General features: G+C 45.0%; 20 protein-coding genes. 16 read left to right on the plus strand and 4 right to left on the minus strand.

The genetic code is table 11. The features are described from left to right. Nucleotides 1–204 precede the first annotated feature (204 nt). A complete protein-coding gene (locus AC5YB3_RS20290; protein ID WP_494526053.1) occupies nucleotides 205–1,140 on the minus strand; it encodes a hypothetical protein in 936 nt (311 codons plus the stop codon). A gap of 680 nt (nucleotides 1,141–1,820) precedes the next feature. Here AC5YB3_RS20290 and AC5YB3_RS20295 point away from each other — a divergent pair. The 3 genes from AC5YB3_RS20295 to AC5YB3_RS20305 all read left to right on the plus strand — a co-directional run bounded on the left by AC5YB3_RS20295 (nucleotide 1,821) and on the right by AC5YB3_RS20305 (nucleotide 4,022). Continuing rightward, entirely contained in the window at nucleotides 1,821–2,648 is an 828-nt protein-coding gene (locus AC5YB3_RS20295) for a hypothetical protein (protein ID WP_226059864.1), read from the plus strand. A 42-nt stretch (nucleotides 2,649–2,690) separates the two neighbouring features. Beyond that, entirely contained in the window at nucleotides 2,691–3,506 is an 816-nt protein-coding gene (gene rlmA, locus AC5YB3_RS20300; protein WP_259577395.1) for a 23S rRNA (guanine(745)-N(1))-methyltransferase, read from the plus strand. A 306-nt stretch (nucleotides 3,507–3,812) separates the two neighbouring features. Continuing rightward, nucleotides 3,813–4,022: a cold-shock protein gene (locus AC5YB3_RS20305; protein ID WP_006081219.1), complete on the plus strand. Its 210-nt coding sequence runs from the start codon at nucleotides 3,813–3,815 to the stop codon at nucleotides 4,020–4,022. A gap of 716 nt (nucleotides 4,023–4,738) precedes the next feature. Here AC5YB3_RS20305 and AC5YB3_RS20310 read toward each other — a convergent pair. Both AC5YB3_RS20310 and rne read right to left on the minus strand, forming a co-directional pair. Continuing rightward, nucleotides 4,739–6,298 (minus strand): SulP family inorganic anion transporter, encoded by a 1,560-nt coding sequence (locus tag AC5YB3_RS20310; protein ID WP_494526054.1) that lies wholly within the window; start codon nucleotides 6,296–6,298, stop codon nucleotides 4,739–4,741. A 155-nt stretch (nucleotides 6,299–6,453) separates the two neighbouring features. Next, complete coding sequence (gene rne, locus AC5YB3_RS20315; RefSeq protein WP_494526055.1) at nucleotides 6,454–9,912, minus strand: ribonuclease E; 3,459 nt, start codon at nucleotides 9,910–9,912, stop codon at nucleotides 6,454–6,456. 542 nt (nucleotides 9,913–10,454) lie between these two features. Here rne and rluC point away from each other — a divergent pair. After that, the gene (gene rluC / locus AC5YB3_RS20320) at nucleotides 10,455–11,414 is read left to right on the plus strand and encodes a 23S rRNA pseudouridine(955/2504/2580) synthase RluC (RefSeq protein WP_261272650.1); all 960 of its coding nucleotides are present in this window, start codon (nucleotides 10,455–10,457) and stop codon (nucleotides 11,412–11,414) included. A 22-nt stretch (nucleotides 11,415–11,436) separates the two neighbouring features. Continuing rightward, on the plus strand, nucleotides 11,437–12,153 hold the full coding sequence (locus tag AC5YB3_RS20325; protein ID WP_494526056.1) for an HAD family hydrolase: 717 nt from the start codon (nucleotides 11,437–11,439) through the stop codon (nucleotides 12,151–12,153). A gap of 195 nt (nucleotides 12,154–12,348) precedes the next feature. On the opposite strand, the gene AC5YB3_RS20330 is transcribed toward AC5YB3_RS20325, so the two are convergent. After that, a complete protein-coding gene (locus tag AC5YB3_RS20330; protein ID WP_259527500.1) occupies nucleotides 12,349–12,933 on the minus strand; it encodes a Maf family protein in 585 nt (194 codons plus the stop codon). 262 nt (nucleotides 12,934–13,195) lie between these two features. Here AC5YB3_RS20330 and yceD point away from each other — a divergent pair, with 262 nt between their 5' ends. From yceD to AC5YB3_RS20385, 11 genes are all read left to right on the plus strand, one after another. Continuing rightward, nucleotides 13,196–13,720 carry a 23S rRNA accumulation protein YceD gene (yceD, locus tag AC5YB3_RS20335; protein ID WP_012088887.1) on the plus strand — a complete coding sequence of 175 codons (525 nt, stop codon included), beginning with the start codon at nucleotides 13,196–13,198 and terminating at the stop codon, nucleotides 13,718–13,720. 16 nt (nucleotides 13,721–13,736) lie between these two features. After that, nucleotides 13,737–13,907, plus strand: coding sequence for a 50S ribosomal protein L32 (rpmF, locus tag AC5YB3_RS20340; protein ID WP_006081226.1), 171 nt, complete (start codon nucleotides 13,737–13,739; stop codon nucleotides 13,905–13,907). Nucleotides 13,908–13,922: 15 nt separating this feature from the next. Beyond that, on the plus strand, nucleotides 13,923–14,951 hold the full coding sequence (gene plsX / locus AC5YB3_RS20345) for a phosphate acyltransferase PlsX (RefSeq protein ID WP_006081227.1): 1,029 nt from the start codon (nucleotides 13,923–13,925) through the stop codon (nucleotides 14,949–14,951). A gap of 9 nt (nucleotides 14,952–14,960) precedes the next feature. Beyond that, the gene (locus tag AC5YB3_RS20350) at nucleotides 14,961–15,920 is read left to right on the plus strand and encodes a beta-ketoacyl-ACP synthase III (protein WP_006081228.1); all 960 of its coding nucleotides are present in this window, start codon (nucleotides 14,961–14,963) and stop codon (nucleotides 15,918–15,920) included. Nucleotides 15,921–15,982: 62 nt separating this feature from the next. Next, complete coding sequence (gene fabD, locus AC5YB3_RS20355; RefSeq protein WP_107947103.1) at nucleotides 15,983–16,909, plus strand: ACP S-malonyltransferase; 927 nt, start codon at nucleotides 15,983–15,985, stop codon at nucleotides 16,907–16,909. A 9-nt stretch (nucleotides 16,910–16,918) separates the two neighbouring features. Further along, nucleotides 16,919–17,665 carry a 3-oxoacyl-ACP reductase FabG gene (gene fabG, locus AC5YB3_RS20360; protein WP_006081230.1) on the plus strand — a complete coding sequence of 249 codons (747 nt, stop codon included), beginning with the start codon at nucleotides 16,919–16,921 and terminating at the stop codon, nucleotides 17,663–17,665. Nucleotides 17,666–17,829: 164 nt separating this feature from the next. Next, complete coding sequence (gene acpP, locus AC5YB3_RS20365) at nucleotides 17,830–18,063, plus strand: acyl carrier protein (RefSeq protein WP_006081231.1); 234 nt, start codon at nucleotides 17,830–17,832, stop codon at nucleotides 18,061–18,063. Nucleotides 18,064–18,304: 241 nt separating this feature from the next. Beyond that, nucleotides 18,305–19,543, plus strand: coding sequence for a beta-ketoacyl-ACP synthase II (gene fabF / locus AC5YB3_RS20370; RefSeq protein ID WP_011846537.1), 1,239 nt, complete (start codon nucleotides 18,305–18,307; stop codon nucleotides 19,541–19,543). A 233-nt stretch (nucleotides 19,544–19,776) separates the two neighbouring features. Then, a complete protein-coding gene (locus AC5YB3_RS20375) occupies nucleotides 19,777–20,145 on the plus strand; it encodes a hypothetical protein (RefSeq protein WP_259482551.1) in 369 nt (122 codons plus the stop codon). A gap of 118 nt (nucleotides 20,146–20,263) precedes the next feature. Then, nucleotides 20,264–20,743, plus strand: coding sequence for an acyl-CoA thioesterase (locus tag AC5YB3_RS20380; RefSeq protein ID WP_006087464.1), 480 nt, complete (start codon nucleotides 20,264–20,266; stop codon nucleotides 20,741–20,743). A 308-nt stretch (nucleotides 20,744–21,051) separates the two neighbouring features. After that, nucleotides 21,052–21,927: an NAD(P)-dependent oxidoreductase gene (locus AC5YB3_RS20385; RefSeq protein ID WP_012587904.1), complete on the plus strand. Its 876-nt coding sequence runs from the start codon at nucleotides 21,052–21,054 to the stop codon at nucleotides 21,925–21,927. The last annotated feature ends 218 nt before the right edge of the window (nucleotides 21,928–22,145 follow it).

Below are 22,145 nucleotides of genomic sequence, written 5' to 3' on the forward strand. Positions count from 1 at the left end.
CTTTGGTTAAGGAAGACTGTTCGTGGTCATGCCTGCAATGCCAGTTGGACCATCTGCAGTATTTTGGTCTGAAAAGACCGCAGTAATTAGTGATGATTAACTGCCTAGTTCAGCCAGTGCATGCAGCAAATTTTTTTAGACGATGGCTACAATGGTTTAAACCGATACCTAATTTGCATTATGTTTGCAGTGCTATTCAAAATTTCAGACATCATTATCAGTGAATTTTTTACACAAAATGGAAAAGTCATCTTTAGGATTGAGTAGAAAATCTTTACCTACAATTGAAGTCATCTCAGCTTCGGAGATAAGAGGATTGTCAATTTTAAAAATTAACCTTTGATTCATTTTGCTTTTTCTCAAAAAATCACAATGACGTTTGTAAAATAATCTATCAAACTCACCATTGTTGATTATTCTTCGAAGACCGACTTCTATTCTCTGGGCTAAGTGAGGCTTGTTAGGTGAAACATAAAAATACGTAGCAAGAGGGATATGCAGCAAAATGTTTTCATCAATAACTAGATTTGGATACTGTAGATTGAACTGCTCAAGTTCTTGATAAGCTTCGTTCACTCCACGGCCAAATGTAACAAACCTTCCCTTTGATAGCATGTTAAATAAACTATCATATTGAACGCTTTCAATGACCTCAAATCCAGCCTGTTGCATGGCAACTTTAGTTGACCATTGACTACCTGAGCCTGTTTTAAGAGAAGTTAACTGCATAATAGAGGTGATTTGAGCCAACGATTTCACATTTTTCTTCTGAATAATGAAAACTCTAAACCCTTGAATTCCCTTACGGATGGGGATTTTTATTGGTATAAGCTTAGTATTCCACTCTAAACTTGAGGCTTCAGCTATAACATTAATAGTTTGACCATCTTGTAATTCTCTTAATATGCGATTTCTGCTCATAATGACATCTGAAACCTCCAGTGAGGCTTGGCCGAAATCGGCATTGGTTGCATCAATCACTAGCTGTAAAAGGTCATATGTATATTGGTACCTATGGTCAAGGTTCGATTCTGAGTGATTGATAATGAATTGATCGTTAGCATAAGTGATCGGTACGCTTGTTATGGCCATCAAGAGAATAACACTCAAAAAAAATCTAACTATCTGTAAGTTATACATAAGAAACTCATGTCCATGTTCAGAAACCTATTTACTACATCCTCAAATAGACTATAGCTTAATTGGTCTGAACGGCGAAAAAACTAATGACTTGTATAAATTATACTCATTAAATATTTACGATATGTGAGCATTCCACCAACTAGGATAAGCAAATATTCTAGCTGCTATTTTGAGGCAGCTTGGGGTATGGCTTTAAAGAGGCCTATTTAGCTGGTTTGTGGGCCGCATCTAAAACGATGTATATCGACTGCAAATGAGAATCAAAAATGTTGGGAGAAAACAGATTTAACATGAAAGAATATTGAGGTTATACGTAATCTTGTTGTTTCAGAACAGTTAATTTGGAAGTTTATTAAACTAAGTGTGTACATATGGGTGTACAGATTTGGAGTGCGTACATTGGTTTTTGTATTATTAATCAATGGCTAAGTGGTTTTGGTTTCGTAGTCGTGCCAAAATTATGCTTGGCTGAGAATGATTAGACATAAATTAAATTTAAATGACAGTTTGTCGAATAATAACATCTTAACAACGAAATTCCTCGAATGAACATTTACACCATTAAGGCGATTAAGCTAAAGCGATTAAGCCATTATCTTGAAAATATAACGGCTTAATAGGTGAGCTTCATTAAGATTCGACGGTACAATCGCGGCTGAACAGGGGAATAATATCTTATGTATCATCAATTTCTAAATGAGCCCATGGTGCTTGATGCTGAAAAGGCGTCGATACTCACGTTGCGGTTACCCGACGATATCAGTGATTTTATTGTGTTACAGGCGATCAGTGCGCCTTTGCTAGAGGTCGTCGTTATTGCTGAAGCTGGAACCCCGCAAAATATTGCTATCCGCTTTCAACCGTTTATGGGTCTTAAGGTTGAATCGTTACCGCAAAGTGCACAGGCCTTTAATACACCGATCACTCGAAGTCTTGGGCAAGGTTTTAGGCTTTATACGCGAATGGGCACTGCAGCAAAATTTTGCGCAGCAGAATTGAGACAGGGCGTATCTTTTACCTTAGATATGACTAATCGTTTAGGCGCAGAGAATTGCTTAACGTTTGCCTTACAAGCAGATTCAAAGTTTGAGTTAGTGCCTTTAGAAGCCGATTTACGTGTCTTACATGAGCCTAAAGCGCTGATGGTCGCCAAAGCGCTGTTAGCAAGACAATACGACTATGCCGCATCGTCAGAATCCCTTGCCATTTACATGACCGAAATCGAGCAAGTTAGGTTAGAATTACAAGCATTTTTACGCGGGGAGCTTGGCCAATGTCACGCTAGCCTTACCGATGAGGTATTAAGGCTCGATCCCTTGTTGCTTCAGAAACAACAATGGTTATTTAGAACCTATACCCATATGTTTGAGCGCCCCAATTACAACCGCGCCGCTAATGATGTGGATAACACAGATAAGTTATTAAGAAAATTAGAGTGTTATGAGTTGCTTGCACCACCTGAACTGATCCAGATGGTTGATCGATTGATGGAAGACGAAACGTAAACTTTTCTTGCCAAAAATTTAGTTAAACGATAAGAGTCCACTATGCATTATTTATGTCCCCTGTGTTCCGCGCCGCTGACGTTAACGGATCGAACTTGGGGTTGTCCACAGCAACATAAGTTTGATATGGCCAAAGAGGGCTATGTCAACTTATTGCCCGTACAGAAGAAAAACTCAAAAGATCCTGGCGATAACAAGCAGATGATGTTTGCTCGGCGTGAATTTCTAAACGAAGGCTACTATCAAGATTTGAGTGATAGAGTGAATGCACTCGCGCTCGAATTTGGTGCTGAAGCAAAGCAGATCCTCGATATAGGCTGTGGGGAAGGGTACTACAGCCAGCGTTTATTCAATGTGTTGAGCCAGCACCATGATTGTGATTTACAAGGCATAGATATTTCTAAGTCAGCAATTAAATATGCGGCTAAACGCTACCCCCATTTAGCATTTTGTGTGGCAAGTGCCTATGAGATGCCCATCGCCTCTCAAAGTGTCGATCTTGCCATTCGCATTTATGCACCTTCCAAAGTTGAAGAGTTACAACGCATTATGGCCGATGGTGGTATCTTGATAACAGTCTCTCCCGGACCTTCACATCACTTCGCCTTGAAGCAACAGATTTATGCTGAGCCTAGATTACATCCCGTATCAGCCGCGCATATTCCCGGATTTGAGTGCCTGCATCAGGAACGCTTAATTTCTCAACTTGAACTGACAAAAAGTGAACATATTGCTCATTTTTTAGAAATGACGCCTTACGCTTGGAAGTTTACCGATGCGCAAAAGCAAGCATTTGCTCTGCAAGGACTGAGTTGTGAATTGGATTTCCAAATTGAAGTGCATCGCATTTCAAGATAAGCGATAAGATTAAGCTATTGAAATAAATTATTTAAAATGTTTAACTGTACTTGCTAAGCAGCATGAACTGAGTGTTCAGCTAGCCGGTTGCAAAACCGCAAAGTAGATTTAGGCAAAATAAATAATCCAAAGTGTCGCAGTGTGTTGACTTATCTTTAGAATGGTTTATAGTCTTATCAGCTTGAAGGTTGGGCTTATATTTATGTGTTCAATACGACCAGTTCGTCCTGTAAACATAAGTAATACCGGCATTTTCCAGCTCCACCGCCGTTAAGGCTTTAATTTTTTATTTACAGGATTTATATTATGTCTCAAGTTACTGGTGTTGTTAAGTGGTTCAACTCTGACAAAGGTTTCGGATTCATTGAGCAAGAATCTGGTCCAGACGTATTCGTACATTTCCGTGCGATCAACTCTGACGGTTTCAAAACTCTTGATGAAGGCCAAAAAGTGTCTTTCACTGTGACTCAAGGTCAAAAAGGTCCACAAGCTGAAAACGTAACTATCGTTGGTTAATTTTCGGTGCTGTTAGCCTAGAGCTGATAGCAATGGATTAAAGGGCTATGGTTTATTCCATGGCTCTTTTTATTTGTGTGAAATTTAAAATATTCTTTTAGGTTAGATGCTCTTCTAGAGTGAGTAACCTTCTAAGAAAGTAAGAAAGTAAGAAAGTAAAATATACAGTTGCTAGATGCATGAGCTTAAGTTGCTCAACCGTTTCCTTAGCCTACCGCATTAATTTAATTATTAGCTCCCCCTCCCAGATTTCCTCTTCATCTCCAAAACACCTCATTTTCGAGAGTTAATCTTCAATAAAGCTTCCTCGATTGATCCACCATGTTTTTGCTTCAGTGATATTAAAGCTTTTTAGCTCTCAACACAGTATTTGGCCATAGCGTAACTTAACTCTCTAGGCAGACAGCGTGTGCATCCCATTACTTTTTTGTTGTATGAATCTGGAGAACCAGAAGCAGCAGGGCACTATTAACGCTTTGGTGTCTGTTTATGCAGCACTGTGTTCATTGGTAACATGCCTAACTACAAATCTCGCCATGGCTAAACCAGAATTCAGATAATTACTGCTAAAATTGTGTGGGATGGATTATAGATTGATATGACTCAGCTTTTTGCCATTCAATGATTGGCGTTGAGCCGATAAAAAAGCCTGGATATTGCTATTCAGGCTTTTTGTATTTCTTATGGAAGCTCACACATTGCTAATGAAACATTGCTTACGAATCCAGCTTATCATCGGCCACTTTATAGTGAGGATCATCGAGTTGATTCACTTCGACAAGATTTCCCGCTTTATGCAGCAGTGCTTTACAGTCAGCGCTTAAGTGGATCAAGTGCAACTTCTTACCCGCATTAACATAACGTTCAGCGAGCGTGTCTATTGCTTCTAATGCGGAGTGATCGGCGACTCGAGAGTTCTTAAAGTCGATAACCACATCTTGAGGATCTTTTGCTGGGTCAAATAATTCGAGGAAGTTTGCGATTGAGCCGAAAAACAATGGACCATTGAGTTTGTAGACTTTCCAGCCTTGATTGTTTTGCTCTTCAGTCACATTGATATGCTTGGCATGTTCCCAGGCAAAGACTAAGGCTGAAACAATGACACCGACAAATACCGCAAATGCTAGATCGGTAAATACGGTTACCGTTGTCACTAGCACGATAACGAAGGCATCGTGTTTCGGGACCTTGCCCATAAACTTAAAGCTTGCCCATTCAAAGGTGCCGAGCACAACGATAAACATCACTCCAACCAGCGCCGCAAGGGGAATAATCTCAATAAATGAAGCGCCAAATAAGATAAAGGCAAGCAGTGCAACTGCAGCTGTAATTCCTGATAATCGGCCGCGTCCACCCGAGTTAATGTTAATCATAGATTGACCTATCATGGCACAACCACCCATAGCACCGAAGAAGCCGCTGGTGATGTTTCCAAGGCCTTGGCCGACGCATTCTTTGTTGCTGCGACCACGGGTATTGGTCATCTCATCTATCACAGTTAATGTCAGCAGTGATTCGATAAGGCCAACAGCCGCTAAGATGCAGGAGTAGGGCAGGATGATATATAAGGTCTCAAGATTAAAAGGCACAGAGGGAATAGCAAAGCTAGGTAATGAACCCGCTATGGTCGTATTGTCGTTACCACTCATGGTTTTGAGGAAGTCGAGGACATTACGAGTATCAAGATCGAGTCCGACGACAATTGCCGTTACAGTGAGGATTGCGACTAGTGATGAAGGTACTGCAGTGGTGATCTTAGGCAGAAAATAAATTATGGCCATCGTCAGTGCCACTAAGCCTAACATCAGCATTAATGGTTCTTGGGGCAGCCAGACTAAGTTTCCGCTGGCATCCTTGACCTTAAACTGACCTAGCTGGGCGAGGAAAATCACAATCGCCAGACCATTCACAAAGCCAATCATGACGGGATAGGGCACAATCCGAATAAATTTACCGAGTTTACATACCCCGGCTGAGATCTGGATGAGTCCCGCTAAGACTACGGCAGCAAATAAATATTGGACACCGTGCTCTACGACCAAAGACACCATGACAACGGCCATAGCGCCTGTCGCGCCCGAAATCATCCCTGGGCGGCCACCAATCAGTGCCGTGATAAGTCCCATGATAAAGGCGGCATAAAGTCCAACCATAGGCTCTACATGGGCGACAAAGGCAAATGCGACCGCTTCTGGGATAAGCGCAAGTGCAACTGTTAGCCCTGAAAGCACATCGGCTTTATGACTAGACGTTTTGTGGCGAATGAGATCAAACATTGAACCTCTGTTATTAAGTTGTTGTGTGGATAAAAATAAGGCGCGAATACTAACAAAAAAATGGATTGAGCTAAACCTTAAATATAGTGTGAGTTTTACGATAGAAATAAAAAAAGCCATGCAATTGCATGGCTTTTTCTGACTAACCTAAGTGGTTATGGACGAGCCATATCCGACTCTGCACCGTTAGCAAGTTTGATTTTGGCGGTAGGCTCTTCGGTCGCAGTATTTTCATACTCGTGTCCTTTAGGCACAGCCACTTGCTCTCTCACTTCAACAACTGGTTTGGTCATATCCGAAGACACCATAGAGCCAAAACGGCTAGCGGCTTTCGGCTTGTTGACAACAACCGCATCAGTAACCGAATCGGTGATTTGCGAATTCACTGTCGTTGGGGCCGCTTGCACTGTTGCTTGAGGCTTAGCGATAGCAGCAGGTTTTGCCATTGGGGCAGAGGCTGTTGCTTTAACCGCTTCTTTAACTTCAACACTCGGTGCAACGCTTGGCTCTTCAGCAGTTTCAGTCTTTGGCGCTTCAACTTTAGCCGCTTCAACTTTTGGCGCAGCTGGTGTAACCGCTGGGCTTTCAACTACAGGAGCTTTAACCGCTTCGACTTCAGCTGCAACGTTAGCGACTGGAGCCTCAACGACTGGCGCCACTTCAACTTTCACTTCAACCGCTTTTGGCGCTTTCGCTTCAGTAGCTTTAGTCTCAACTGGCTTAGCTTCAACTTGCTGAGTTTCGACTGCTGTAACGTCATTTGCTGGCGTTTCAACTTTTACTTCAGCTTTAACTGCTGCAGGAGCTTCAACAATAGGTGCTTCGCTTGCTTGTGCCGTTTCTACTTCAACTGATTTAGCCGTTGCTTGAGTTTCAGCCACTGCATCTGTTTTAGTTGCGACGACTGGCGCTTCTACACGCACACTGGCGACTTCGCTTGGATACTCTTGGTCAGCACCTAATTCGTCATTTGGAACGAATTGCGCTGGCGTTGATGTACCTTGGTCATCTTCGTCACGACGACGACGTTGACCGGCTGCACGAAGGTGACGTGGGCTGCGACGGCTACGACGTTGGCCATCTCTTTGCTCGCGTTTTGCTTGATCGTCAGCAGTTTCGTTTTCAGCATCGCCCGCGTCGTTATCTTGCGATACCGCATCCGCTGGTGCTGCAACTTCAGCAGTAACAACTTCAGCCTGTTCTTCAGTCTTAACAGCATCAACCGCTGGGGTTTCAGTTACTGCAGAGCTCACCGCTTTCTCTTCTACCGCAACATTTTCAGCCGCTTCTTGAGCAGGTGCCGCTTCTTTACGAGGCTGACGACGCGTTCTTGGTGCTTTAGTTTCTGCAGGTGCTTGGGCTACTTCAGCTCTAGTGTCAACACTGATAGTGCTCGCAGCTGCGGCGTTAATGGCTGCAATTTCAGCTAATACTTCAGCAGCATCTTCTGGTGCAATTGGGATCGCGTTATCTGGCGTGTTGTGGCCATTATCGATACGCACCTTACGGCGCATGTTACGACGTTGACGACGTTCACGGGCGACTTCTTGCTTAGGTGCATCGGCTTCTACGTCAGCAACCACGTCTTTTGGTGCTTGTACACGTGGCTTAGGTTCGGATCGCGCTGGACGTTTAGTTTCTTCTTTCTCACGAACAGGACGTTCTTGAGCGCTTGTATTTACCGCTGCATCGGCCGGTTTTTTCGAATTACGGCTGCGTGGCTCACGAGTGCCTTCTTTTGCTTTGTCGGCATCTTGGGCATTACGTGGGCGGCGAGTATCGTTGCGACGGTTACGGCGGTTAGCGTTAGCTGCACTGGTATCGGTTGTTTTAGTTTCAACAACTTTTACGGGTTCTGCTTTTTCGCTTGGTGCAAACATGGCACTGATTGCACTCACAAGCTTGCTGAAGAAGCCTGGTTGTGGCGCTTCAACTTTCACCGTTGGTGATGGGGCTTGTTCCACTTTCTGTGGCGCGGCAAACCCTTTTAATGCAGGAATAGGCGCTGCGGTACGTTCCAGTTTACGTGGCTCATACAATTTAGCTTCAGGCTGTTCGATACGCTTATAGCTCGATTCGCTGATTTCATCATCACTACGGTGACGGATCACGCGATAATCTGGCGTCATCATGTGCGCATCAGGTATCACATATACTTCGACATCGTGACGTTGCTCTGTGATGCGAATGGCTTTGCGTTTCTCGTTTAACAAGAATGCCGCCACATCGACAGGCACAATGGCTTCGATTTGCGAGGTGTTTTCTTTGATGGCTTCTTCTTCCATCAAACGTAAAATCGACAGTGCTAAAGACTCAGTACTGCGAATCGTGCCTTGGCCATGACAGCGAGGGCAGATGTGCGCCGCTGATTCTTCGAGTGATGGGCGCAGACGTTGACGCGACATTTCCATCAAACCGAAACGAGAAATACGGCCTAATTGCACGCGAGCGCGGTCGTGGTGTACAGCATCACGTAAACGGTTTTCAACTTCACGCTGATGGCGCACAGGCGTCATATCGATAAAGTCGATCACCACTAATCCACCTAAGTCACGTAGACGTAATTGACGGGCAATTTCATCGGCGGCTTCAAGGTTAGTGTTAAGCGCAGTCTCTTCAATATCGCCGCCTTTAGTGGCACGGGCAGAGTTGATATCGATTGAGGTTAAGGCTTCCGTTGGGTCGATAACAATCGACCCACCAGATGGCAGACGCACTTCGCGTTGGAAAGCGGATTCGATTTGCGATTCAATTTGGAAGTGAGTAAATAATGGCACTTCGGCTTCGTAAAGTTTTACGCGCTCGACGAAATCTGGGCGAACTAAGGCGATATGTTGCTTAGCTTCTTCGTAAATACGTGGGTGGTCGATGAGGATCTCGCCTACATCACGACGTAAATAGTCACGAATAGCGCGCACAATCACGTTGCTTTCTTGATGAATTAAGAAAGGAGCGCCTTTAACTTGTGAAGCTTCGGTGATAGCAGCCCAGTGGTGTTGCAGAACTTTTAAGTCCCACTTTAATTCGGCTGATTCTTTGCCTACACCGGCAGTACGAACGATAAGCCCCATGCCCGCTGGCACTTCTAAATCGGCCATTGCTTCTTTTAACTCAGTACGCTCATCACCTTCGATGCGACGAGAAATCCCGCCTGCACGTGGGTTGTTTGGCATTAATACTAAGTAAGAGCCTGCAAGGCTGATGAAGGTCGTTAAGGCTGCGCCTTTATTGCCGCGTTCTTCTTTGTCAATTTGGACAATAACTTCCTGTCCTTCACTGACCACTTCTTTGATATTTGGGCGACCTTGAAATGAATACCCTTTCGGAAAATATTCTCTGGCGATTTCTTTTAGTGGTAAAAAGCCGTGACGATCAGCACCGTAGTCAACGAAAGCGGCTTCTAAAGACGGTTCTACGCGGGTAATTTTACCTTTGTAAATGTTTGATTTTTTTTGCTCATGACCTGGACTTTCAATATCTAGATCATAAAGTTGTTGCCCATCAACAAGGGCAACACGCAACTCTTCTGATTGAGTTGCATTGATTAACATACGTTTCATGATGACGTCATTCTTCTTTAAATAGAGGTCATCAAACATCGCGCTTCGCTGCATTACGGGCCTAGCAGTAGGTCAACTGAGCCTCACGGCTGGTGGCTAGGCAAGAGGTGCGCATTGCTGTTAGACGCAGTCGCTGCGTGTCGCATCCTATTTATGGCTTATTTTTTAATGATTACAAAAACAAGGAATTCGTTGTAAAACATCAACCAACCCCATAAATTCTTTAGTTTCTTTCCGGTAATGCCCAAGTCGAATCGGTTTGTCTGACGACAAGTTAAAATATCCTTCGAAATCGGGGAGGAAAATCTAGGGTAAACCTTATTAAAGTAAGGCGACTTTCTCGATTTAATCGTAAAAAACGCATTTATGGTATTTTTACTTATTATACGATTCGCAAATCAATGACTTGCTATCAAGAAAATGTTTTTTTATCCGTTAAATTTTCCGCTTGGGATCGGGGCGTTGTGAACACTTTATTCACGGCTTATCCCTAATCGCTGGTGAAATATAGCAATAATCAAAAAATTCAGCAATGGAAAGGCACAATTCTTCTCAGTTGTTGTACAATGGCGGCCGTTATAATTAGATGGCGCATCATGAATATAGAATCCACCACACAACAGGTTCAGTTGATCACGATTGATGAAGATCACTTCGAACAGCGTATCGATAACTACTTAATGACCAAGCTGAAGGGCGTGCCGAAAAGCATGATCTATCGGATTGTCCGCAAGGGCGAGGTTCGAGTGAATAAGAAACGCATCAAACCCGAGTACAAGTTGCAGATTGGCGACATAGTGCGTATTCCGCCTGTCCGAGTGGCAGAGCCAGATAATCGTACCGCGCCATCGGCGAACTTAAGCAAAGTTTCGCAACTCGAAGACCGTATTCTGCACGAAGACAATCATTTGATCGTGTTGAATAAACCTGCAGGCATTGCTGTGCATGGCGGTAGTGGTGTCGATTACGGTGTGATTGAAGCCCTGCGTTCGCTGCGCCCTCAACAGAAGTTTTTAGAGTTAGTACATCGTCTCGATAAAGATACTTCGGGTGTGTTGTTGGTGGCGAAAAAGCGTAGCGCGCTTAAACATCTGCATGATCAGCTCAGATATAAAAAGATGCAGAAAGACTATTTGGCCTTAGTTAAAGGTGAATGGTCTGCTCAAGATAAAGCCGTTAAACAGCCTTTATTAAAAATCACCCTTAAATCCGGTGAACGCATTGTACGTGTTAATGCGGAAGGTAAGCCTTCTGAAACGCGCTTTAAAATTATGCAGCGTTACCAAGGTTGTACGCTTGTGAAGGCAAGCCCTGTCACTGGGCGGACTCACCAAATTCGGGTGCATTGCCAATTTGCGGGTCATCCTATCGCCTGTGATGATAAATACAGCGAGCAAGGGTTTGACGACAGCATGCGTGCATTAGGCTTAACTCGACTCTTTTTACATGCGGCTGAGTTGATGTTCATTCATCCAGAAAATGATGAAGTGATGCGGGTCTCTGCGCCTTTAGATGAAAATTTGTCGCAATTACTCGATAAGTTAAAGCGTGTGTAATCGACGGGGATAGGTTTCAAGGATGAAGATAAAGCAATACGATTTAGTGATTTTCGATTGGGATGGCACTCTGATGGATTCCATCGGTAAAATTATCACTTGTATTGAAAATATGGCTAGGGCATTGCAGTTACCTATCCCAAGCGAAAGCGATATTCGCGACATTATCGGTCTTTCTATGACAGAAGCGCTGCGAGTCCTTTTTCCTCAGGGACTCAATCTCAGCGCATCTTCTGTCTATTCTCAGCCTCAACATCCTAAAAATGCATTTGGTCAAGGCGAAGATGATCAATATCAGCAGATGCGCGCCGAGTTTAAAGCGCAATATTTGCATTTAGACGCCACGCCAACACCGCTCTTTGCACAAGCGCCCCTTTTAATCGACCAGTTACATACTCAAGGTTATCAATTAGCCGTTGCAACCGGTAAGGCTCGTGCGGGACTTGATCGCGTTTTCGAGCAAACGGGCTTAGGTCGATACTTTGTTGCGTCACGCTGCGCCGATGAAGTGCACAGCAAACCCCATCCTGAAATGATTTCAAGCTTGCTGAAAGAATTGAATATTGCCCCGAACCGAGCCTTGATGGTGGGTGATTCTCTGCTGGATTTGACCATGGCGGCCAATGCTGGAATTGATAGTATTGGCGTGACCTATGGCGCCCACAGTGCCGAAAAGTTACTGCAAGCAGGACCGATCGCCTTGATTGACTCTCCTGCGCAATTGCTGCAATACCTCTAGCACTGCTATTTAATGCTGAAGCGGCAATACATGCCGCTACGCTGAGTACTTGCTGGTTACCTTTATTTACGTTCCATCTTCCCGTCAATAAAACGAATCTGCTGCTCGGCATTTTTTGGGTGCGCTTAATTGATTTCATAAACAGAGCACGCAGAGCAAAACCTCAGTAAACGAATAAGCTAACGTGTAAGCCGGTTAAGCGAGAACGTCTACACCTTGGGCCAACAGCATTTCTGTCAGTAATATCAGTGGTAAGCCAACTAAGGTATTCGGATCGCGACCTTCAAGCTCGGTAAATAACGCTATGCCTAAGCCTTCACTCTTAAAACTGCCCGCGCAGTAGTAGGGCTCTTCTTTTTCTATGTAGGCGACAATCTGCGCATGGCTAAGATGCCTGAAATGAACCGTAAAGGGTTCAACCTCGGCGGCCATGGCGCCCGTTTCGGCATTATAGAGTGCAAGACCAGTATAAAAGGTGATGGCCTTGCCAGAGGCTTGGGTGAGCTGCGCGACGGCATTGTCAAAATCATGGGGCTTACCGATAATCTTGCTATCAATGACGGCAACTTGATCGGAGCCAATAATCAGCCCATCGGGGAACTGTTCTGCTCCTGCGACGGCTTTTGCTTTGGCTAATCGCAACACTAAGGCATGGGCCGATTCATCGATATGCGCCGTTTCGTCAATATCAGGATTGCAGCATTCGAAGGGAAGACCGAGTTTTTGCAGTAAAGATTGTCGGTATACAGAGGTCGAAGCTAAGATTAATGAGGTTGGCATAATAGGATATCCGCAAAAGAGTGACTCATATTGTGACCAATCTGCGCTAGAGAGTGCAAGAGTTTCGTCTTTTACGGTTTCTTTTCCGTGAATGCGACTATTTTAGTCGGCTTATGCTTGTATGCGACCTCGGGCTTGGGTACTATTTCGCTTCCGTCAATTTCAATGTTGGGGCTGGAGAAAGGCTTAAGTCGCAAACTGGGACTTAAGTTAGAATTTTTTCTTTGACTCTAGCGTTTTCAAACTATAATATGCGCGCCTTATGCAAACAGTAAAGATACCGGTTTCAATTGATCCATTTCGCGCCGCCTCGAGTCGCCTAGTTTATCAGGGCGTTGTTCCTGGTGTGCAATTGAAAAGATTAAATGAGTTATGTGCCGGCGACTGTTCCGATGTGGCAGTGTCGCTTGAATGTAACGTAGATTTACAGGGGATAGTCTACCTGAAAGGGAAGGCTGTGACGGAGCTCACTCTGATATGTCAACGTTGCATGACGCTATTTACCACTGAGGTTACGGTCGAGTTTTGCTTCGGTCCATGCCGGACTAAGGCAGAAATCGATGAGCTCCCGGATGCGTATGACCCAATTGAGTGCAATGAAATTGGCGAAGTGCGTCTACATCAATTGATCGAAGATGAATTGATAGTCGCTATGCCGATAATCCCAATGCATCAAGAAATTGATTGCAGTGCTGGATCTAAAGACATGGTTGTAGGCGAGATCGAACCCGCTCATGAGGAGCGTCCAAATCCGTTTGCAGTGTTAGAAAAACTGAAGAGCAAGTAATCTAGGAGACAGGCCAATGGCTGTACAACAGAACAAAAAATCACGTTCAAAGCGCGGAATGCGCCGTTCACATGACGCACTGAGCACTGCTCAGCTGTCTGTAGACGCTACCAGCGGTGAAATCCATATGCGTCACAATGTGACTGCAGATGGCTTCTATCGCGGTAAAAAGGTAATCAACAAGTAATTTGTTGGTTTCCTAATGACGAATCTGACGCTTGCGTTAGATGCAATGGGTGGTGATCATGGCCCCCACGTCACGGTGCCTGCAGCCTTGCGGGCACTACAATTACATTCTTTTCTTAAAATCATTTTAGTCGGTGACAAGACTGAAATTGATGTCTATTTACGTCAAGCGGAAGCAAATTTACTTTCACGCATAGAAATCATTCATACCGATGAAGTCGTTAGTATGTCCGATCGACCTGTGCATGCTTTGCGTACACGTAAAAACAGTTCCATGCGATTGGCGATTGAGTTAGTGCGTGACGACCGCGCGCAAGCTTGTGTGAGTGCCGGTAACACGGGTGCGCTGATGGCAATGGCGAAAGTGTTGCTAAAGACCTTGCCTGGCGTTGACCGTCCTGCATTAGTGAGTTGTTTACCTGCGGTGACCCAAAAACCTGTCTATTTATTGGATTTGGGCGCGAATATTTCCTGTGACTCGGAAACCTTATTTCAATTTGCCGTGATGGGCTCTGTCCTGTGCGAAGCGGTAGATAAGAAATCTCGGCCAAAAGTCGCCTTGCTCAATGTGGGCATTGAAGAAATTAAAGGTAACGATCAAGTTCAGCAAGCGGCGCAGTTGTTGCAACACACAGATCAAATCAATTACACAGGTTTTATCGAAGGCGATGAAATCTACTCCGGTAATGTGGATGTGATTGTTTGTGATGGCTTTGTGGGTAACATCACGCTCAAGACCTCAGAAGGTATTGCCAAGTTATTGGTACATCAGTTAAAACGGGGACTAACCCAAGGTTTATTCGTTCGTTTTCTGGCTAAACTTATCGCCCCACGTATTCAGGCGGTCCTTAGTCAGATGAACCCCGACCACTATAACGGTGCAAGTCTGATAGGATTGCGCGGAATAGTTGTAAAAAGCCATGGAAACGCGGATGAAACTGCCTATTTACAAGCAATTAGTTTGGCAGTAACGGAAGCTCAACGTCGACTCCCTGAAATGATAAAAGATCGTTTGGAGTCGATTCTTTTAGATATAAATAACTGATCCCTCCTTATGCATACAAAAATTCTCGGAACTGGTAGTTATCTGCCAGTGCAGGTGCGTAGCAATCAAGATTTGGAAAAAATGGTGGAAACCACTGACCAATGGATTGTTGAACGTACAGGTATATCAGAACGTCGCATTGCGGCCTTCGATGAAACCGTTTCAACTATGGGCTACCAAGCGGCACTCAAAGCGCTGGAAATGGCTGGCATAGAAGCATCAGATTTAGACATGATCGTTTGCGGCACCACCAGTGCACCAAATGCTTTTCCAGCTGCGGCCTGTGAAATCCAAGCCATGCTTGGCGTGCATACCATTCCAGCATTCGACATCGCTGCGGCTTGTTCAGGCTTTGTTTATGCTTTATCTGTTGCCGACCAATTTGTTAAAACGGGCGCTGCTAAAAAAGTCTTAGTGATTGGTGCCGATGTGCTGTCTCGCCTATGTGAGCCAGAGGATCGTTCAACGATTATTTTATTTGGTGATGGTGCGGGCGCCGTTGTGATTGGTGCATCTGAAACGCCAGGGATCATTTCTACCCACATTTATGCCGATGGTCGCCAAGGCGACTTATTGAAGTGCGCTTTCCCACCACGCCAAGGCGAAACCTCTGAAGCGGTCGGTTTTATGACCATGAAAGGTAACGATGTCTTTAAAGTGGCTGTGACTCAATTGTCCCATGTTGTGACTGAGACGCTGCGCATCAACAATATCGATAAGTCAGAAATTGATTGGTTAGTGCCACATCAAGCTAACTTCCGTATTATTAATGCTACCGCCAAAAAGCTCGATATGAGTCTCGATAAAGTCGTATTGACCTTAGCTAAACACGGTAATACCTCAGCTGCATCTGTGCCCATCGCATTAGATGAAGCCGTGCGTGATGGCCGCATTCAGCGTGGACAACTCCTGCTGCTTGAAGCCTTCGGTGCCGGTTTTGCGTGGGGCAGTGCGCTCATTCGCTTCTAAGTTCTACATGTGTTTTCCACATGATTTTTCAATAAATTAAGTTAGCCATAGGTAATTTGAATATGGAAAATGTTGCTTTTGTATTTCCAGGCCAAGGTTCACAAGCCCTAGGCATGTTAGCCGAGCTTGCCGAATCACACGCCGTTGTCGGGCAAACCTTTGCCGAAGCGAGTGACGTCTTAGGTTATGATTTGTGGGCATTGGTTCAGCAAGGTCCAGTTGAAAGCTTAAATGAAACCGATAAAACCCAGCCAGCTCTATTAGCGGCGAGCGTGGCGATTTGGCGTGCCTATGTGGCTTCAGGCAAACCTATGCCAGCCATGTTAGCGGGTCACAGCTTAGGCGAGTATTCTGCTTTAGTGTGCGCCGGAGTCATGGATTTTAAAGACGCGATTAAGTTGGTGGAGTTACGCGGTCAACTGATGCAGCAAGCGGTTCCTGCTGGCACAGGCGCCATGTATGCCATTATCGGTTTAGATAACGAGGGTATCGCGAATGCTTGCGCCGAAGCGGCTCAAGGCGACGTGGTGAGCCCAGTTAACTTCAACAGCCCTGGTCAAGTCGTTATCGCGGGTCAAAAAGACGCGGTTGAGCGTGCAGCAGCGGCTTGTAAAGCTGCGGGCGCTAAAATGGCGGTAGCGTTACCTGTCAGCGTGCCATCACACTGCGCATTAATGAAACCTGCGGCGGATAAACTGGCCGTGGCATTAAACGATGTACAGTTTAATGCCCCAACGATTACTGTGATTAACAACGTTGATGTGGCATCACCCACCTCTGCTGCTGACATTAAAGATGCATTAGTACGTCAGTTATATTGTCCTGTCCGCTGGAGCGAAACTGTTGAGCTAATGGCCCAAAAAGGCATTACCCAACTGGTGGAATGTGGTCCTGGTAAAGTATTGACAGGATTAGCAAAACGAATTAATAAATCACTATCAGCCCAAGCGGTTAATGATGTCGCTTCATTAGCAGCATTAACTGAGTAAGGAGTTTGTATGAGTTTCAACCTGAATTTAACAGGCAAAGTGGCTTTGGTGACTGGTGCGAGCCGCGGTATTGGCCGTGCGATCGCTGAGACACTGGTCGAAGCCGGTGCCGTTGTTATTGGAACCGCAACCAGTGAGAAGGGCGCTGCGGCGATCCAAGAATATCTGGGTGACAAAGGTTTTGGTTTAGTGCTTAATGTCACAGATAGTGAATCTGTTACACATTTATTCGCCTCGATCAAAGAAAAAGCCGGTGATGTTGATATTCTAGTCAACAACGCGGGTATAACCCGTGATAATCTGCTGATGCGGATGAAAGATGATGAATGGCAGGATATTATCGACACTAACCTGACATCGTTATTTAGACTATCAAAACCTGTGATGCGTACCATGATGAAAAAGCGCTTTGGCCGAATCATCAATATCGGTTCAGTGGTAGGTACCATGGGTAATGCAGGTCAAGTTAACTACTCGGCAGCAAAGGCGGGTTTGATTGGATTTACAAAATCTCTTGCAAGAGAGGTTGCATCTCGTCAAATTACAGTTAATGCTATCGCTCCTGGATTTATCCAGACCGATATGACAGATGAGCTGACCGAAGAGCAGCAAAAAGCTATCATGTCACAGGTTCCGATGGAACGATTAGGGCAAGCGCAAGAAATTGCGAACGCAGTGCTCTTCTTGGCCTCGGACTCAGCCGCTTACATCACAGGCGAAACTTTGCATGTGAATGGCGGCATGTACATGGTTTAAGGGCGAATGGCAGGGATTTCTGTCGCAACTGAGTAGTGATCTGTATCAATTGATAGTGAAATTTCGTGGTTAGACCACGAAAACTAAGCTTGCATTGTCAGCCAAATCTAATAAACTACTCGCAATCTTACGCAAGTGCGTAATTTGAATAGGAAAGAAAACTAATGAGCAACATCGAAGAACGTGTAAAGAAAATCATTGTAGAGCAACTGGGCGTTAAAGAAGAAGACGTTAAGCCAGCGGCATCTTTCGTTGACGATCTGGGTGCAGATTCTCTGGACACTGTTGAGTTGGTTATGGCTCTGGAAGAAGAGTTTGATACCGAGATCCCTGATGAAGAAGCTGAAAAGATCACTACTGTTCAAGCAGCGATCGACTACGTTTCTAAGAATCAGTAATTCTGAATTCTTGAAGACAGGCGGCATTTTTGCCGCCTGTTTTTGTTTTACCCCCGTCAAATTCTGCCCCCGTGCCATTCAATCGTCTCTGGATCGTGTTTTAATTGTTATCCACGAGATGCTCGCCGCAGATTGGCGAATTTTTTCTAAATAAACGTTATTTAAGAAATTGTCTTCTAATGATAGAAAACCTTGTTTTATCTATCAGAACTAACAAATTTAGCATTTAAAGGTGACTGCCGTGTCTAAACGTCGTGTAGTGGTAACCGGTTTGGGGTTAGTAACTCCAGTGGGCAATACTGTCGATACTACTTGGAAGGCTTTGCTTTCGGGTAAGAGTGGTATTGCACCGATAACCAAATTTGATGCCAGTGAATTTACCACTCGTTTCAGTGGTTCAGTAAAAGATTTCGATGTTGAGCAATACTTAACGAAAAAAGATGCCCGTAAGATGGACCTCTTTATTCAATATGGTATGGCGGCTGGCATTCAAGCTATCCAAGACTCAGGTCTGGATATGAGCAAAGAAAACCCAGGTCGTGTCGGTACGGCTATTGGTGCTGGTATGGGCGGTATGTGGTTGATTGAACAAAACCACAGCGCACTGATCAACGGCGGTCCGCGTAAGGTTTCTCCTTTCTTCGTTCCTAGTACCATTATCAATATGATTTCGGGTCACTTGTCGATCATGTTTGGCATGAAAGGGCCCAACTTTGCTGTGACGACTGCTTGTACTACAGGCGTGCACAATATCGGTTTTGCAGCGCGTACCATTGCCTATGGCGATGCCGACGTGATGGTTGCAGGCGGTGCAGAGGATGTCACTTCTCCTTTAGGCGTGGCAGGTTTTGGTGCTGCGAAAGCATTATCGACACGCAATGACGATCCGACTGCGGCAAGTCGTCCATGGGATAAAGACCGTGATGGTTTTGTGATCGGTGATGGCGCAGGTGTGATGGTGATGGAAGAGTACGAACACGCTAAAGCGCGCGGTGCGACCATTTACGGCGAGTTAGTCGGTTTTGGTATGAGCGGTGATGCTTTCCACATGACATCACCTCCAAGCGACGGTGCTGGCGCTGCGGCTGCTATGGTCAATGCCATTAATGACGCTAAGTTATCACTGGAGCAAATTGGTTATATCAATGCCCACGGTACGTCGACGCCTGCGGGTGATAAAGCAGAAGCGGCAGCGGTGAAGTCTGTATTTGGCGATCACGCCTATAAAGTGCTGGTTAGCTCGACTAAATCGATGACGGGTCACCTTTTAGGTGCTGCAGGTGCAGTTGAAGCGATTTTCACCTTACTAGCACTGCGCGACCAAGCAGTTCCGCCAACCATCAATTTGGATAATCCCGATGAAGGTTGTGATTTAGACTTTGTCGCTCATACTGCCCGTGACGTGAAGATGGATTACGCTCTGTGTAATTCCTTCGGCTTTGGTGGGACTAACGGTTCATTACTGTTTAAGAAAGTGTAAAACACACGTTGATAGTGTAAAAAAACAGTGAAAAAATGCGCCTGAGGGCGTATTTTTTATGGATAAAATCCATTGAGATTGTGAATTAAGTAGCATTATTTTACGCCTTTATTGTGATAAAAATCACTTTCTAACTACCTGATATCCATGACGTTAACCTTTGTTCATCAAGCTTGTTTAATTCTATTTGCCACAGATAATGACAGATATATTTAATCTTGATGGAGTGTGTCATGTTAAACCCTGCGGTGATCCCGCTTGTCCCCCTCATCGGCGCATTAACGGCCAATCTGACCGAATTGATCCGCGGTGAATTTAAAGTTTGGCATCCTAACATGAACATAGGGATCAAGACTTTTACCTTAGCAATAGCCGCTTACGTGGTCGTCTGGTTTGCCTTATTGGTGACGGCGATTAATGTCGGTGGCGACAGCAATATGTCCTCGGGTCTTGAAGTGCTGGGTTTCTTCATCCTTGGCTTAGGTGTGTACACTTTTGCGAAGGGCACACGATTTGTTAGCAGCGCGCTACAGCTATGGCTTTACCGCTTAGCCCTGCCGAGTTTACTGCTTTGCTGCGTGCTTATTAGTCACTTTGGTTAAATCGAATTCTTTGGCGAGGCCAATCGTAATTATCTTTACGCTATTGGGGATTTCTATCGTAAACTCAGCTTATTGCACGAAGACATTGAGCCACAGTGGCTGAATAAGTTGAGGTTATATGGCTGGTATCGATAGACAAAGTACCCTGAGATTTTTGTCAGAGCCTGCGGATGTAAATTTTGGTGGTAAGGTCCACGGCGGCGCTGTGATGAAGTGGATCGATCTCGCGGCCTATGCCTGTGCAGCGGGTTGGAGCGGTAAATATTGTATTACAGCCTATGCGGGCGGCATTCGTTTTGTGCAACCCATTTTAGTGGGCAACATAGTCGAAGTCAGCGCTAAGGTGATTTATACGGGGAAAACTTCTATGCATATCGGTATCGATGTGCGGGCGGGCGATCCTAAAGTCTCTGAACGTCATCTTACTACCCACTGTATTGTGATCATGGTAGCTGTTGATGAACATGGCCAGCCTACGCCAGTGCCTGAGTGGATACCGCAAACTGAACATGATATTCATTTGCGCGATTCTGCGCTGCGCTTGATGGAAATGCGTAAAAAGATTGGCGCCGAAATGGAAGCCCATGTGGTGAAATAGCCCCATAAATTACATCAACAAAGGCGCTTATGGCGTCTTTGTTGTCTCTGTCGAAAAGTGCGTTTGCCTGTGGGGCCGATTTCAACCTGACGCTGTGCGGGATGAATGCTAAACTGCCGCCATTATTTTTCACTGCCTAATTCCCCAAATAAACATCCGTAATTGAACCTATAGATTGAAACACTTACTGGCACTTTATTAGTATTTGTTGTTGAGGTTTTAGCGGTAACATATTGGGCAGATGAAACACAACTCGATTCAGCAATTTCTACTCGATTCACCTTGTTTACCTATTTGAGGATCACTTCATGGCAAAAGTCGCATTTATTGGTTTAGGCGTAATGGGATATCCCATGGCGAGGCATTTACTGAACAAAGGCCATGAGGTCACTGTTTATAATCGCACTTTTGCTAAGGCACAAACTTGGGTCGACACCTATGGCGGACGCTGCTGCCCAACGCCAAAGGAAGCGGCTCAGGGTCAAGATATTGTGTTTACCTGTGTGGGCAATGATAACGATCTGCGTGAAGTGGTATTAGGCAGTGATGGCGTTATTCATGGCATGGAAAAAGGCGCAGTGCTGGTTGACCATACAACGGCCTCGGCCGATGTTGCTCGCGAACTTCATCAAGTGTTAGCGGAAAAGGGCGTTGATTTCCTCGATGCGCCTGTGTCGGGCGGTCAAGCGGGCGCCGAAAATGGCGCCTTGACTGTGATGGTTGGCGGCGATGAAGCTGTGTTTGCCCGTGTTAAACCTGTGATTGAAGCCTTTGCCCGCTGCGCCGAGCGTTTAGGTGAGGTTGGTGCAGGTCAGTTAACTAAGATGGTGAACCAAATCTGTATCGCGGGTGTGGTGCAAGGTTTAGCTGAAGCATTACAGTTTGCGCGCAAGGCAGGACTCGATGGCGAGAAAGTGATTGAAGTGATTAGCAAAGGCGCGGCGCAAAGCTGGCAAATGGAAAATCGCTACAAGACGATGTGGGGCCAAAGCTATGATTTTGGTTTTGCCGTCGATTGGATGCGTAAAGATTTAGGCATCGCCTTAGAAGAAGCTCGCCGCAATGGTTCACACTTGCCATTAACCGCGTTAGTCGATCAATTCTATTCAGAAGTACAGGGCATGGGCGGTAACCGTTGGGATACGTCTAGCCTGTTGGCACGTTTAGAAAAATCGGCGAAATAAGTTTTACCTTAAGTTTCATCGTTATAAAAACTTAGGTCTTGTAGTGATAGAAACTCTGGTTTCGAAGTGATAAAAACTTGGCTTTCGGAGTGATAAACACTCAGGTTTTGCAGTGATAAAAATGCCCAGTCCCGATTGCGTTGGCAAATCGAACTGGGCATTTTTGTTTGTATCGTTTTTTGACTAGGATTTAGAACTAGATATTAAGCTCTCGATTT

The sequence above is a fragment of the Shewanella sp. 1311 genome, from assembly GCF_059338235.1.